The following is a 12,770-nucleotide window of genomic DNA, read 5'->3' as shown; positions in this document are numbered from 1 at the left end:
TCCCGAACGGGTCAACGCATGCGCGCGGCGGAACGGCGCATGTCGCCGCCCCGCCGCCGCCCGATCACAGGATGAAGTCGCCCGCCACCAGCGGGCCGTCCTCGGTCTTGACGTAGAACAGGAAGTCCGCCTTGCCGTCGTCGTTGATGTCACCCATCACCAGGGTGCGGCCATTGCGTTCGACGGCGCGCAACTCGTTGGCGCCCGAGCCGGAGAAGGCATCGTCGCCGATGAACTGGAACGCCCCGCCGATGTAGCGGGCGGCGCCCTCCAGCGAGATCTTGTCGCCTTCCGCGTGACTGAAGTCGGTAATCTGGTCGCGCGCGCCCGGTCCGCCGATATCGTAATGCTGGCGGAACACGAACGTGTCCGCCCCCGCGCCGCCGGAAATCCGATCGCCGCCATAGCCGCCGGTCAGCACGTCGTCCCCATCGGCCCCGGTGATCCGGTCGTTGTAACCGGAGCCGGTGATCTTCAGCGAATCGCTGCCCGACCCGGTCAGCCAGCCGGGCTGGAAGTGGACGTTGCTGATGTCCAGCGTGCTGCCGCCGGTCACCTTGATCCCCTCGATCTCCGAGAGCTGCGCGTCGCCCAGCACGAAGGTGCCGCCGCCCTTCAGCACCAGCCGGTCGTCGCCTTCCCCGCCGATGATCTGCCGCGGCACGGACTTGATCACGATCGTGTCGTCGCCATTGTTGCCGAACAGCCGGTCCTGACCGGCACCACCGACGATCCAGTCATTGGCGGCAGTGCCCGACACCGTGGTGACGGCGCCCCCGGCGACGCTGCGCACGTAAATCGAGCCCATGCTCACGCCCAGATTCTGGAACAGCGCCTCGCCACCATCGCCCACGAAGACCCGCTCGATGCCGCTGGCGGCGTCGCTGCGTAGCGTCAGCACCACGCCCGCATCGATCATCAGCGTATCGACGCCTTCGCCGCCCTCCACCGTGGCATAATTGTGGGAAACCGACAGCGTATCGTCCCCCGCACCGCCGAACAGCTGGTCCGCGCCGCCGCCGCCGACCAGCACGTCATCGCCGCTGCCGCCGCGCAGCAGGTCTCCGTTTGCACCGCCATGGAGCTCCACCGCGGCGGTCGCGTCGGAGAAGTCGAGCGACAGGCTGTCGAGCGCGAGGTCGGTCTCGTCGAAGGCGAACTGCTCGCCCGTGGTCAGGTCGGTCAGCGCATAGCCGTCCGCGGTAGCCGCTAAGCGGTAGCCATGATCGCTGGCATAGGCAAAGCCGAGCGTCAGGACGGTGGCATTGGCGTCAGCAAACGACGTGCCGCGCGAAGAGCGGATAAGCATGGGCGACCCTTTTCATCTGGACCGCTCGTTCCCGGCGGCCTTCGGCGCCCCGCTAGCCGCTAAAGCTGTAGCAATCGTTTCGATCGCGACTCACGCCGCGACCGCCTCCAGCGCCTCGCTCGCCTCCAGCCACGCGGCCTCGGCCTCGTCGATCCGCTCGCTCAGCTCGGCGCGTCGCTTCATCAGGTCGGTCATGGTCAACTTGGCCAGCGAAGCCTCGGCCGTGGACGGATCGAACATCGCCCGATCCACCGCCGAGCGTTGCTCGGTCAGCTTTGCGAGCTGCGTCTCCACCTCCTTCGCCCGCTTCTTGAGCGCCAGCCCCTTCTCGCGCGCCTCGGCGGCGGCCTTGCGGTCCGCCTTGCCGCCCTTCTTCACCTTGCCGCCCGGCTCCTTCGCCAGCACGAAGGCGATGTAATCGTCCAGCGTCCCGTCGAACTCGCGCGCGGTGCCCGCATCGACCAGCACCAGGCGATCCGCCGTCATCTCCAGCATATGCCGGTCGTGGCTGACGATCACCACCGCGCCCTCATAGGCGGCGAGCGCCTGGATCAGTGCCTCGCGCGCATCGACGTCCAGGTGGTTGGTCGGCTCGTCCAGGATCAGCATGTGCGGCGCGTCGCGGGTGATCAGCGCCAGCGCGAGCCGCGCGCGCTCGCCGCCCGAGAGCTTGCCGACCTGCGTCGTCGCCTTGTCCGCGCCGAAGCCGAACCGGCCCAGCTGCCCGCGCACCGCCGATTGCGCTGCCCCCGGCATCAGCGCCGTCATGTGCTGGAGCGGCGTCTCGCCCGCATCCAGCTCCTCGACCTGATATTGGGTGAAATAGCCGACGCGCATCCGGCCGGAGGCGTTCATCGCACCGTCCATCGTGGTCAGCTGGGCGGCGAGGAGGCGGGCGAGCGTGGTCTTACCGTTGCCGTTGCGCCCGAGCAGCGCGATCCGGTCGTCGGGGTCGAGCCTGAGGTTGAGCCGCTGGAGGATCGGCGTCTCGCCATAGCCGACGCTCGCCATGTCGAGCGTGATGAGCGGCGGACGCAGCGGATCGGAGCTGGGAAAGTTGAAGGACAGCGAGGGATCGTCGACCAGCTCGGCGATCGGCTGCATCCGCGCGAGCGCCTTGGCGCGGCTTTGCGCCTGCTTGGCGGTGGAGGCGCGGGCGGAGTTGCGCGCAATATAGTCGCGAAGCTTCTCGCGCTCGGCCTCCTGCTTCGCCTTGGCGGAGGCGAGCTGCGCCTGCCGCTCGGCGCGCTGCCGCTCGAAGGCGTCGTAGCCGCCGGGATAGAGCGTGAGCTTGCCACGCTCGAGGTGCAGGATGTGATCCACCACGTTGTTGAGGAAATCGCGCTCGTGACTGACCAGCACGATCGTGGCGGGATAGGCCTTGAGGAAGTCCTCCAACCACAGCACCGCTTCGAGGTCGAGGTGGTTCGAGGGCTCGTCGAGCAGCAGCACGTCGGGCTGGGAGAACAGCAGGCTGGCGAGCGCGACGCGCATCTTCCACCCGCCCGAGAAGCTGTCGAGCGGGCGGTGCTGCGCCTCCTCGTCGAAGCCCAGGCCGACCAGGATCTGCGCGGCGCGGCTGGGCGCGGTATAGGCGTCGATCGCCATCAGCCGCTCATGCACGTCGCCCAGCCGATCGGGATCGGTGCTGGTCTCGCTCTCCTCCAGCAGCGCGGCGCGCTCGGTATCGGCGGCGAGCACGGTCTCGAACGGGGTGGCGTCGCCCGCGGGCGCCTCCTGCGCGATATAGCCGAGCTTCGCGCCGCGCGGCATTGCCACCGTGCCGGTATCGGGCTCCAGCTGGTCGGCGATCACCTTGACCAGAGTGGACTTGCCCGCGCCGTTGCGCCCGATCAGCCCGACCCGCCCGCGCGGCGGCAGCTTTGCGGTGGCGCGGTCGAGGATCAGCCGGCCGCCGAGCCGGACGGTAATGTCGGAGATGTCGAGCATGGGGGGCTATTAGCGGCTTTGGAGGTACTGCACACCTCCCCTTCCGTTCGCCCTGAGCGAAGTCGAAGCCTGTCCTGAGCGCCTGCCCTGGCAGGCAGTCGAAGGGGGCAAGCGCCCACGCCTCGGCTTGTGCTTCGACTTCGCTCAGCACGAACGGAGGTGGAACGTTTCCAACAATCGCCCCATATCCTCCGCATGCCGATCCAGATCCGCACCACCCTCGCCGAACCCGAGACCGGCGAGAACTTCGTCCCCCACCGCCCCAATCGCCCCGAGAAGGCCGAAGGCGGCCGGCCATTCAAGTTGGTCAGCGACTACCAGCCCTCCGGCGACCAGCCGACCGCGATCGCCGAACTGGTCGCGCAGGCACAGGCGGGCGAGCGCGACCAGGTGCTGCTGGGCGTGACCGGATCGGGCAAGACCTTCACCATGGCCAAGGTGATCGAGGCGATGCAGCGCCCGGCGCTGATCCTGGCGCCCAACAAGATCCTGGCCGCGCAGCTCTACGGCGAGTTCAAGTCGTTCTTCCCCGAGAATGCGGTCGAATATTTCGTCAGTTATTACGATTACTATCAGCCCGAGGCGTACGTCCCCCGCTCCGATACCTATATCGAGAAGGAGTCGAGCGTGAACGAGGCGATCGACCGGATGCGTCATTCGGCGACCCGGTCGCTGCTGGAGCGCGACGACGTGCTGATCGTCGCCTCCGTCTCGTGCCTGTACGGCATCGGCTCGGTCGAGACCTATTCGGCGATGATCTTCGACCTCAAGAAGGGCCAGAGCGTCGACCAGCGCGAGATCGTGCGCAAGCTGGTCGCGCTGCAATACAAGCGCAACGACGCCGCCTTCGCACGCGGCAACTTCCGGGTGAAGGGCGACAATCTCGAGCTCTTCCCGTCTCACCTTGAAGACGCGGCGTGGCGCATCTCCTTTTTCGGCGACGAGATCGAGGAGATTGTCGAGTTCGATCCGCTCACCGGCCAGAAGGCGGCGAGCCTCAACTCGATCCGCGTCTATGCCAACTCGCACTACGTCACCCCGGGGCCGACGATGAAGCAGGCGTCGGAGGCGATCCGGCACGAGTTGACCGAGCGGCTCAAGGAACTGGAGATCGAGGGCAAGCTGCTGGAGCGCCAGCGGCTGGAGCAGCGCACCAACTTCGATCTGGAGATGATCGCCGCCACCGGATCGTGCAACGGCATCGAGAATTACAGCCGCTTCCTCACCGGCCGCCTGCCGGGCGAGCCGCCCCCCACCCTGTTCGAATACCTCCCGGAAAACGCTTTGCTGTTCGTGGACGAGAGCCATCAGACGGTGCCGCAGATCGGCGCGATGGCGCGCGGCGACCACCGGCGGAAGATCACGCTGGCGGAATACGGCTTCCGCCTGCCGAGCTGCATCGACAACCGGCCGCTGCGCTTCAACGAATGGGATGCGATGCGCCCGCAGACCGTCTCCGTCTCGGCGACGCCGGGCGGCTGGGAGATGGAGCAGACCGGCGGCGTCTTCTCCGAACAGGTGATCCGCCCCACCGGTCTGATCGACCCGCCCGTCGAGATCAAGCCGGTCGAGGAGCAGGTGCAGGACTGTATCGTCGAGTGCCGCAAGACCGCGGAGCTCGGCTATCGCACCCTCGTCACCACGCTCACCAAAAGGATGGCGGAGGACCTCACCGAATATATGCACGAGGCGGGCGTCAAGGTCCGCTACATGCATTCGGACGTCGAGACGCTGGAGCGCATCGAACTGATCCGCGACCTCAGGCTGGGCGTCTATGACGTGCTGATCGGCATCAACCTGCTGCGCGAGGGGCTCGACATTCCCGAATGCGGGCTGGTGTGCATCATGGACGCGGATAAGGAGGGGTTCCTGCGCTCCGAGACCTCGCTGATCCAGACCATCGGCCGCGCCGCCCGCAACGTCGACGGGCGGGTGATCCTCTATGCCGACCGGATCACCGGCAGCATGGAGCGCGCGATGAACGAGACCGCGCGCCGCCGCGAGAAGCAGCAGGCGTACAACCTGGAACACGGCATCACGCCGCAGACCGTGCGCAAGAACATCGGCGACATCATCGCGCACGTCGCCTCGAAGGATCAGGTCACCGTCGATATCGAGGACGGCCCCACCCACATGGTCGGCCACAACCTGCGCGCCTTCATCGAAGATCTCGAAAAGAAGATGCGCAAGGCCGCCGCCGACCTGGAGTTCGAGGAGGCCGGCCGCCTGCGCGACGAGATCCGCTCGTTAGAGCAGCAGGAACTCGGCCTGCCGGTCGAGGAGCACAAGGCGCCGATCATGGGCCGCAGCAACGAGGGCAAGCCGGGCACGCGCAAGACGCGATACGGCAAGCAGCAGCAGATGCGGATGAACAAGCGGCAGTAGCTGTTCGATCTATCCCGATTCGATTCAAACGTACCGAAACCGGGTCTATGCAGACGCCATGACCCGCATTGCCAAGCTCTATGCCGCGATCCTCGCTGACCCCACGACGGCAATCCGGTTCGCGGAGTTCGAGAAACTGCTTAGTGCAGCTGGTTCCATCCATGCTCGTACGGCGGGAAGCCACCGGCACTATACGCATGCCCGCGTGCCCGGAGTGTTCACGATCCTGCCGCACGGCAAAGGCGTGAAGCCGTTCTGGTCCGGCGCTTCCTTGAAATCGTGGACACGTATGGCCTAGAGATCGAGACATGAGCGAGGCACGCTACCATATCAACCTGTTCTGGTCGCGCGAGGACGAGTGCTGGATCGCAGACGTGCCTGATCTGCGATACTGCACCACGCATGGGGAAACGCCGGACGAGGCGTTGACCAACGTGCGCGAGGCGATCGAGGGGTGGATTGCCACCGCGCAGGACGCCGGACTCGAGGTACCGCCGCCCCGCTACCGGCCAGCGATCTACGCCGCCCGTTTCGCCGCCTGACCCGTCAGTCCTTCAATCCGGCCGGTACCATGCCGCCGTTCTTTTCCAGTTCGCGCATCACCGCTTTATGGAGCCAGATGTTCATCTCGGCCGAACCGTCCTTGGCGCCGGTATAGCCGAGTTCGGTCGCCAGTTCCTTGCGGTTGTCGAGGCTTGAATCGAGGTCGAGCAGCTTCATCAGGTCGACGATCGAGGTGCGCCAGTTGAGCTGCGGATTGCCCTTGCGCGCGCTGATCGCCTCCAGCGCCTTCTCGACATCGACGGGCTGCGCGGCGGGCCCCGGCGCCGTGGCAGGCGCAGGCGCGGCCTGAGGCGTGGGTGCAGGCTTCGGCGCCGCCGGCGCGGCCTGCGGTGCGGGTGCCGGCTTGGGCGCGGCGGGCGCGTCCTTCTTGCCGCCGAACTGGCCGCCCAGCGGGCCATGCTCGCCGAAGATGGCGGTCTTGATCTTGCTGAAGATGCTCACGTCCGTCTCTCCTCAGTTGGTCGCAACGTCCTCGGTGCGGACGCCGTAATAGCTCGCCACGCGATCGGCATAGGCCTGGTCGAACTCGGGCGCGTTGTTGGCCCAGCTCGGCCCACCCTCCAGCATGCGACGGTCGATCGTGACGACGTAGAGGTCGCGCACCGGATCAAAGGTCAGCAGTTCGAACGGCAACGGGTAATAGCTCTTGCCCATGCCCAGGAAGCCGCCGAGCGACAGGATCGCGTGCGTCACCCGCCCGGTGCCCTTGTGCACCATGAAGGCATGGACCGAGCCGATATGGTCGCCGTCGCGGCTTTCCAGCCGCAGCGTGCCCGCGGCATTGGCCTGGCTGAGCAGCAGGGTGGGCGTGGCGGCGGTCGACATGGGCGGGCTCCGTGGCTGGGATCGCCGATGAACCGCCCGCACCTTGCGTCGGTTCCGGTTGAGCCACGCCGCCGCCTCGCGCATAGACGGCCGCATGCGGCGCGTCCTTCTCCTCTCGCTTCTGGTTGCCGGCTGCGTTCCGCCGCCCAGCCGCGAACCGCCACCCCTGCCGCCGCGCCCGGCACCGCCGCCACCCCCGCGGCCCGCCCCGCCGCCGCCCCGCGCGGTCGACTGGCGCGACTGGCCGCAGACGCCCGGCACCTGGCGCTACGAGCGCGACGCGCGCGGCACCCGCGCTCTGTTCGGCACGCCCGGCACCGACGCGCGCGCGGTGCTGCGCTGCGACCGGGGAGAGCGGCGCGTGTTCCTGTCGGTCAGTGGCAGCAATACCGCGCCCCTGGCGGTGCGCACCACCAGCACCGCGCGCAGCCTGCCGGTTTCGCCGACCGGCGGCACCCCGCCCTATGTCGCCGTGTCGCTGTCGCCGACCGATCCGCTGCTCGACGCGATGGCATTCAGCCGCGGCCGCTTCGCGCTGGACCAGGCCGGCGCGCCGCCGCTGGCGCTGCCCGCCTGGGCGGAAGTGGGCCGGGTGATCGAGGACTGCCGCGGCTGAGCGCCAGCCGGCAGGGCGCGGAGAATCGTCGAATCTGCCTGCGATTACAAGTCTTGTTTCTCGTCCCGAGACGATTCACATGGAGGACGTGGCCACGCTGGCCACGAACGTTATCAACCAGCGAAAGGAGGTGATCCGATGTCTCATGGTTCAGCAATGGGGTCGGTTCAGTTCGTTCGGGGGACGCGCTTCTAAGGGCCGCCGGGCACGCGCGGGAGGTATCCTCCTCCAGTCAACGCGCGAGGCCCAAAGGTCCAAGAGGCACGCATGGTCTCCCGGGCTGGAGCTCTCCGGCCGCTGACCATGTTTAGGGGTTGTCGGGTGTCGCTTCGGCGGCATCCGGCAACCTCTTCTCATATCTGGCTCTTCTCACGTCCGAAGCCTGTCGTTTCGGAGGCTTCGTTCATGTCCGCGCAAGAAAGCGTGGCCTTCGTGCAACAGGTCTGCACGACGTGACTCAACGGCATCGCTGCCGTGCAACAAAGACGCGAGCCCTTGGGTTTGACCCGCCGATCGAGTGACCGGGTGCGTACGGTTTCCGGAACTCGACCAGGAATACAACAAGGGTCTATTCGTATGCGCAAGCTTCTTCTCGCGGCGGCAAGCCTCGCGGTCCTGTCCGCCACCCCTGCCCTCGCGCAGGACACCGTGGAGCCGGCACCCGAGGCGACGTCGCCCGATGGCAGCCCCGCCTTTGGCATCGAGCCGTATGTCGGCGTGCTCGGCGGCTGGGAAGGCTTCGACAACAATCCGTCCACCGGTTCGGCGGTGCCATATCGTCCGCGTCGCCTTCAGGGCGGTCTGGTCCAGGGCGTCGCCGGCGTGAACGTGCCGCTCGGCCCCGTCTTCGTCGGTGCCGAGGGTGTCGTCGCGAAGGGGTTCACCGGCCAGATCGACTGGGAATATGGCGTGATGGGCCGCGTCGGCCCGCGGATCGGCGACAGCGGCATGATCTACGCCAAGGCCGGCTACATGTGGGTCAACTTCGACAAGGGGCGCAACCTCCAGCGTCGCGACGTGCATGACTGGAGCTGGGGCGGCGGCGTCGAGGTCGGTCCGAAGGACATTGGCCTGGGCGGCATCACCGGCAACTCGGGCTTCCGCATCCGCGCCGAGGTGACCACCTTCGGCGATGCAGACAGCCTGCGCCCGATGGCTGGCGTGATCTTCCACTTCTGATCCCACAGGATCGTGTAGCTGCGTAACGGGGCGGGGCCGGCAACGGCTCCGCCCTTTTCGCACGTGGTGCGAAAACCCGCGCGCGTTAACCACGTCCGCAAGCGAACGGACAAGTTCCGCCTGCTAGGCGCCTCGTGAGGCTCGGGAGGGAATGTTAATGCTCGGTGGGGTTCGCCTGCTTGCCAGGCGCCAGGCAACCACCCCCGCGGACGAGGAGCGCCGGCAGGGCGACCTCGCGCGCCTGCTGGTCTCCGAGTTCGAGACGCAGTCGAGCGGCTGGTTCTGGACCACGGATCGGGCCGGCCACCTCACTTATCTTTCCGAAAAGGTCGCCCGCCAGGTCGCCCCGGGCAGTGCGACTCCGGTCGGCCGGCCGTTGATCGGCGTGTTCCAGCCCGAAGCGAGCGAGCGCTCCGAACGCACCCTCGCCTTCCACTTCAGCTCGCGTACCGCATTCAAGGAGCAGACGGTACGCTCGCTTGCCGACGGCGAGGAGCGCTGGTGGTCGATTTCCGGTCGCCCGATCAACGATGCGCGCGGCAATTTTCTGGGGTTTGTCGGCTACGGTACCGACCTGACCGAAAAGCGCCGTTCGGACGCCGAGATCACCCGATTGGCCATGTTCGATGCGCTCACCGGCCTCGCCAATCGCGCGCGGATGCGGATCACGCTGGAGCAGGCACTGGCGCAGACCGCGCATTCCTACCGGCAGACCGCGCTCCTGCTGCTCGATCTGGACCGTTTCAAGGCGGTCAACGACACGCTCGGCCACCAGGTCGGCGACGCCCTGCTCAAGCAGGTGGCGCAGCGGCTGTCCCGGACGGTGGGCGAGGAAGGGCTGGTCGGGCGACTAGGCGGCGACGAGTTCCAGGTGCTGGTCACCGGCGAGATCGACGAGGATGCCCTCGCCGAATTGGCACGCAGCATCATCGCGGACATTTCCCAGCCCTATCACATTGCCGGCTCCACGATCTCGGTCGGAGTTTCGATCGGCGTCGCCGTCGCGCCGCGCGACGGCGGCAGCCCCGAGGACCTGACCCGCAACGCCGACCTCGCGCTCTATGCCGCCAAGGGCGATGGGCGCGGCGTGCACCGCTTCTATCGTGGCGAGATGCTGGCGGGGGCACAGCACCGCAAGCAGCTCGAGGACGACCTGCGCGACGCGGTGGCGCAGGGCGGCTTCCACCTCGTCTACCAGCCGGTCGTCTCCGCGGATGACGCGCGCATCTGCGGCTATGAGGCACTGCTGCGCTGGAACCATCCGGTGCGCGGGCCGATCAGCCCGGCGCACTTCATTCCGGTCGCCGAAGAATCGGGGCTGATCAGCGCGATCGGCGAATGGGTGCTGCGCACCGCGTGCGACCAGGCGGCAGGCTGGCCCGCGTCGGTACGCGTCGCCGTCAACGTCTCGCCGATCCAGTTCGCCAGCACATCCTTCCCGACACTGGTCGCCAATGCACTCGCGCGGTCGGGTCTGGCCCCGGGTCGGCTGGAACTGGAGATCACCGAGGGTGTGTTCCTCGACGAAACGGTGGAAAGCGACAAGCAGTTCAAGGCGTTGAAGGCGCTGGGCGTGCGGCTGGCGCTGGACGATTTCGGCACCGGCTATTCCAGCCTGGGCTATCTGCGCTCCGCCCCATTCGACAAGATCAAGATCGACCAGTCCTTCGTGCGCGGCTCGGCGACGCCGGGCAACCGCAATGCCGCGATCATCGCCGCCATCGTCACGCTGGCACGCACCATGGGCATGGAGACGACGGCGGAGGGCGTGGAGGTGCAGGACGAGATCGACCTGATCCGCGCCTTGGGGTGCACCCACATCCAGGGCTATGTCTATGGTCGCGGGGTGGCCGCGCAGGAGGTCGCCGCACAGCTTGGCCTCGAGGGTGGGGTCGCCACTGCCACGGGCTACCGCGTCAGCCGCGCGCCCCGCACCAAGATGCTGCGCAAGGCGGTGCTCAAGATCGGCAACTCTCAGGGCGACGTGCGCATCCGCGACCTTTCGGCCAGCGGCGCGATGATCGACGGCATCGCCTTCGACGCCGATCCCACCGACACCGAGGTGCTGATTGAGTTGTTGGAAGGGCAGATGTTCACCGCCAGGGTGCGATGGGCCAAGAACGGCCGCGCCGGAATGGAATTCGCCGAGCCGTTCAATCTCGAACGACTGAACCCTCCGGCAAAGGGCCGCCGGCTGATCACCTCTTGACCCTGCCGCCGCATCGGCGCTTCGGGTCGGCGATGCAGCGGATCGAGAGCCGCCTGATCGGCCGCGAGGGCCAGGTACTGACGGTGGTGGACGGCTTTTCCGCCGATCCCGACGCGCTGCGCCACGCGGCGTCAGCCACCGTCTTCGGCCCGGCGGTGCATCACTATCCGGGCCTGCGAGCCCCCTTGCCCACCGGCTATCTGGACCAGCAGTTGCCGGTGATCGCCGCCGCGCTGGGGCGCAGCCGGATCACGGTGGTGGACGCCAGCTTCTCGATGGTGACTACGCCGCCCGCCGCGCTCACCGTGCGCCAGCGCGTGCCGCATTGCGATGCCTTCACCGCGGATCGGATCGCCCTGGTCCACTTCCTCTCGCCCCAAGACGGCGACGGCACCGCCTTCTTCCGCCACCGCTCCACCGGGTTCGAGCTGGTGAACGAGCGCCGCGCCCCGATCTTCTTCGACCAGTTGGAGGCGGAGATGCGCCTGGGTGGGGTTCCCGAGCCTGCCTATGTCGCGGACAGCACGCCCTTGTTCGAGCGGATCGCGCTGGCGGAGGCCCGCTACGATCGGGCATTGCTCTATCCCGGCTGGCTCCTCCATTCAGGCGCGATCTCGCCCGGCGCGTCGCTGTCGGCCGATCCCGCAATCGGCCGGCTGACGGTCACCGCCTTCCTCACAATGGGCTAAGGATCAGCCCGCTCGTGCGAGGCCGGGGAAGGCGGCGCGGAACGCCGCGACCTTGGGCTTGTCCCAGCGTACGATATACGGGTGCATCGGGTTGCGGTCGTAGAAATCCTGGTGGTCCGCCGCCGCGGGGTAGAAACGACCCAACTCCAGCTTGGTAACGATCGGCGCCGGATAGGCACGGATGCGCGAGAGCTGGGCGATATACGCCTGCGCCACCGCGCGCTGCTGCGGAGACTGCGGGAAGATCGCGGAGCGGTAGCTCGGGCCGTGGTCAGGCCCCTGCCGGTTGAGCTGGGTGGGATCATGCGCGATCGAGAAATAGACGCGCAGCAGCGTCCCGTAGGACACCTGCCGAGGATCATAGACGATCCGCACGGCTTCGGCGTGCCGGGTCCGCTCGGAGGAGACGGCGGCGTAGGTCGCGTCGCCCGCGCTGCCGCCGGCAAAGCCTGAGGTGACCGAGCGGACGCCCTTCACCCGCTCGAACACCGCTTCCATGCCCCAATAGCAACCGCCCGCGAGCAACGCGACCTGCGGGCCCGCGGCCGCGGGCACGTCGCGCGCGGGCGGCGGGATCGGCACCGCGCGTTCGGCATGCGCGGGCAGCAGCGCGGCGGCAGCGATGCCCATAGCGGCTAGCGGCAGCAGCCAGCGCATCAGAAGTCCACCGCCACGCCCTTGAGCTCCCAGTCGCCGTAGCGCACCGGATCGCGACCGAGCGGATCGGCGGGGCGCTCGACCGGCTCGGGCCTGGGCACCGGCGGGTTGGGGCTGAGATAGGCGGGCGGCTTGAGGTGCGCGGGGCGCTCGGCCATCGGACTTTCCTTTGCAGGGTCTGGCCTCCATGTCGTGCGGCGATGCCCGACAATCAAGCGAGACGCCGCCCCCCTGCCCCCGTCGACGCACCCGGCGTGCCCGCCCGCCGCGCCGCGCTGCGCCTGCTCGATGCGGTGCTCCGCCGGGGCGAGCCGCTCGATCTGGCGCTCCCTGCCGCCACGCGCGCGCTGCCGGTGCCGTCCGATCGCGCGCTCGCCCAGATCGGAA

13 protein-coding genes and 1 pseudogene are annotated in these 12,770 nt (G+C 67.9%); 8 read left to right on the top strand and 6 right to left on the bottom strand.

All coding sequences use genetic code 11. The annotated features are described in order from the left end of the window. Positions 1-64: 64 nt before the first annotated feature. Entirely contained in the window at positions 65-1,309 is a 1,245-nt protein-coding gene (locus ACFDTH_RS07770) for a calcium-binding protein (protein WP_375286962.1), read from the bottom strand. A gap of 90 nt (positions 1,310-1,399) precedes the next feature. Then, positions 1,400-3,259 carry an ABC-F family ATP-binding cassette domain-containing protein gene (locus tag ACFDTH_RS07765; RefSeq protein WP_375286961.1) on the bottom strand — a complete coding sequence of 620 codons (1,860 nt, stop codon included), beginning with the start codon at positions 3,257-3,259 and terminating at the stop codon, positions 1,400-1,402. 195 nt (positions 3,260-3,454) lie between these two features. On the opposite strand from ACFDTH_RS07765, the gene uvrB reads away from it, so the two are divergent. Genes uvrB through ACFDTH_RS07750 form a run of 3 tightly spaced genes read left to right on the top strand, consistent with a single transcriptional unit; the run spans position 3,455 to position 6,186 of the window. After that, positions 3,455-5,644, top strand: a complete 2,190-nt coding sequence (gene uvrB, locus ACFDTH_RS07760) for an excinuclease ABC subunit UvrB (protein WP_375286960.1) — start codon at positions 3,455-3,457, stop codon at positions 5,642-5,644. A gap of 58 nt (positions 5,645-5,702) precedes the next feature. Next, positions 5,703-5,942 carry a type II toxin-antitoxin system HicA family toxin gene (locus ACFDTH_RS07755; RefSeq protein ID WP_375286959.1) on the top strand — a complete coding sequence of 80 codons (240 nt, stop codon included), beginning with the start codon at positions 5,703-5,705 and terminating at the stop codon, positions 5,940-5,942. A 10-nt stretch (positions 5,943-5,952) separates the two neighbouring features. Further along, positions 5,953-6,186 (top strand): type II toxin-antitoxin system HicB family antitoxin, encoded by a 234-nt coding sequence (locus ACFDTH_RS07750; protein ID WP_375286958.1) that lies wholly within the window; start codon positions 5,953-5,955, stop codon positions 6,184-6,186. Positions 6,187-6,190: 4 nt separating this feature from the next. Here the strand turns inward: ACFDTH_RS07750 and ACFDTH_RS07745 are convergent, their stop codons facing one another. Next, complete coding sequence (locus tag ACFDTH_RS07745) at positions 6,191-6,649, bottom strand: DUF3597 domain-containing protein (RefSeq protein WP_375286957.1); 459 nt, start codon at positions 6,647-6,649, stop codon at positions 6,191-6,193. A 12-nt stretch (positions 6,650-6,661) separates the two neighbouring features. Next, on the bottom strand, positions 6,662-7,033 hold the full coding sequence (locus ACFDTH_RS07740; protein ID WP_375286956.1) for a PRC-barrel domain-containing protein: 372 nt from the start codon (positions 7,031-7,033) through the stop codon (positions 6,662-6,664). A 94-nt stretch (positions 7,034-7,127) separates the two neighbouring features. Here ACFDTH_RS07740 and ACFDTH_RS07735 point away from each other — a divergent pair, with 94 nt between their 5' ends. The 4 genes from ACFDTH_RS07735 (at position 7,128) to ACFDTH_RS07720 (ending at position 11,726) form a co-directional block, all read left to right on the top strand. Next, positions 7,128-7,649 (top strand): hypothetical protein, encoded by a 522-nt coding sequence (locus ACFDTH_RS07735; protein WP_375286955.1) that lies wholly within the window; start codon positions 7,128-7,130, stop codon positions 7,647-7,649. 576 nt (positions 7,650-8,225) lie between these two features. Continuing rightward, entirely contained in the window at positions 8,226-8,828 is a 603-nt protein-coding gene (locus ACFDTH_RS07730; protein WP_375286954.1) for an outer membrane protein, read from the top strand. Positions 8,829-8,985: 157 nt separating this feature from the next. Then, the gene (locus ACFDTH_RS07725; protein ID WP_375286953.1) at positions 8,986-11,037 is read left to right on the top strand and encodes an EAL domain-containing protein; all 2,052 of its coding nucleotides are present in this window, start codon (positions 8,986-8,988) and stop codon (positions 11,035-11,037) included. 32 nt (positions 11,038-11,069) lie between these two features. Then, positions 11,070-11,726 carry a DUF6445 family protein gene (locus ACFDTH_RS07720; protein ID WP_375286952.1) on the top strand — a complete coding sequence of 219 codons (657 nt, stop codon included), beginning with the start codon at positions 11,070-11,072 and terminating at the stop codon, positions 11,724-11,726. 3 nt (positions 11,727-11,729) lie between these two features. Here the strand turns inward: ACFDTH_RS07720 and msrA are convergent, their stop codons facing one another. Further along, complete coding sequence (gene msrA, locus ACFDTH_RS07715; protein ID WP_375286951.1) at positions 11,730-12,383, bottom strand: peptide-methionine (S)-S-oxide reductase MsrA; 654 nt, start codon at positions 12,381-12,383, stop codon at positions 11,730-11,732. After that, a complete protein-coding gene (locus ACFDTH_RS07710; RefSeq protein WP_375286950.1) occupies positions 12,383-12,541 on the bottom strand; it encodes a DUF1674 domain-containing protein in 159 nt (52 codons plus the stop codon). The genes msrA and ACFDTH_RS07710 overlap by 1 nt, the downstream gene beginning before the upstream one ends. A gap of 42 nt (positions 12,542-12,583) precedes the next feature. On the opposite strand from ACFDTH_RS07710, the pseudogene ACFDTH_RS07705 reads away from it, so the two are divergent. Continuing rightward, positions 12,584-12,770 (top strand): annotated as a pseudogene (locus tag ACFDTH_RS07705) (SAM-dependent methyltransferase); the annotation flags it as partial.

Source organism: Sphingomonas sp., from assembly GCF_042096255.1.
Classification (GTDB): domain Bacteria; phylum Pseudomonadota; class Alphaproteobacteria; order Sphingomonadales; family Sphingomonadaceae; genus Sphingomonas.
This window is presented reverse-complemented; position numbering and strand designations above follow the sequence as displayed.

Coding starts and splice junctions, on each gene's coding strand:
- ACFDTH_RS07740 (WP_375286956.1), bottom strand. CDS start 7,033: ATGTCGACCGCCGCCACGCCCACCCTGCTGCTCAGCCAGGCCAATGCC.
- msrA (WP_375286951.1), bottom strand. CDS start 12,383: ATGCGCTGGCTGCTGCCGCTAGCCGCTATGGGCATCGCTGCCGCCGCG.
- uvrB (WP_375286960.1), top strand. CDS start 3,455: ATGCCGATCCAGATCCGCACCACCCTCGCCGAACCCGAGACCGGCGAG.
- ACFDTH_RS07735 (WP_375286955.1), top strand. CDS start 7,128: ATGCGGCGCGTCCTTCTCCTCTCGCTTCTGGTTGCCGGCTGCGTTCCG.
- ACFDTH_RS07770 (WP_375286962.1), bottom strand. CDS start 1,309: ATGCTTATCCGCTCTTCGCGCGGCACGTCGTTTGCTGACGCCAATGCC.
- ACFDTH_RS07755 (WP_375286959.1), top strand. CDS start 5,703: ATGACCCGCATTGCCAAGCTCTATGCCGCGATCCTCGCTGACCCCACG.
- ACFDTH_RS07720 (WP_375286952.1), top strand. CDS start 11,070: ATGCAGCGGATCGAGAGCCGCCTGATCGGCCGCGAGGGCCAGGTACTG.
- ACFDTH_RS07710 (WP_375286950.1), bottom strand. CDS start 12,541: ATGGCCGAGCGCCCCGCGCACCTCAAGCCGCCCGCCTATCTCAGCCCC.
- ACFDTH_RS07750 (WP_375286958.1), top strand. CDS start 5,953: ATGAGCGAGGCACGCTACCATATCAACCTGTTCTGGTCGCGCGAGGAC.
- ACFDTH_RS07765 (WP_375286961.1), bottom strand. CDS start 3,259: ATGCTCGACATCTCCGACATTACCGTCCGGCTCGGCGGCCGGCTGATC.
- ACFDTH_RS07730 (WP_375286954.1), top strand. CDS start 8,226: ATGCGCAAGCTTCTTCTCGCGGCGGCAAGCCTCGCGGTCCTGTCCGCC.
- ACFDTH_RS07725 (WP_375286953.1), top strand. CDS start 8,986: ATGCTCGGTGGGGTTCGCCTGCTTGCCAGGCGCCAGGCAACCACCCCC.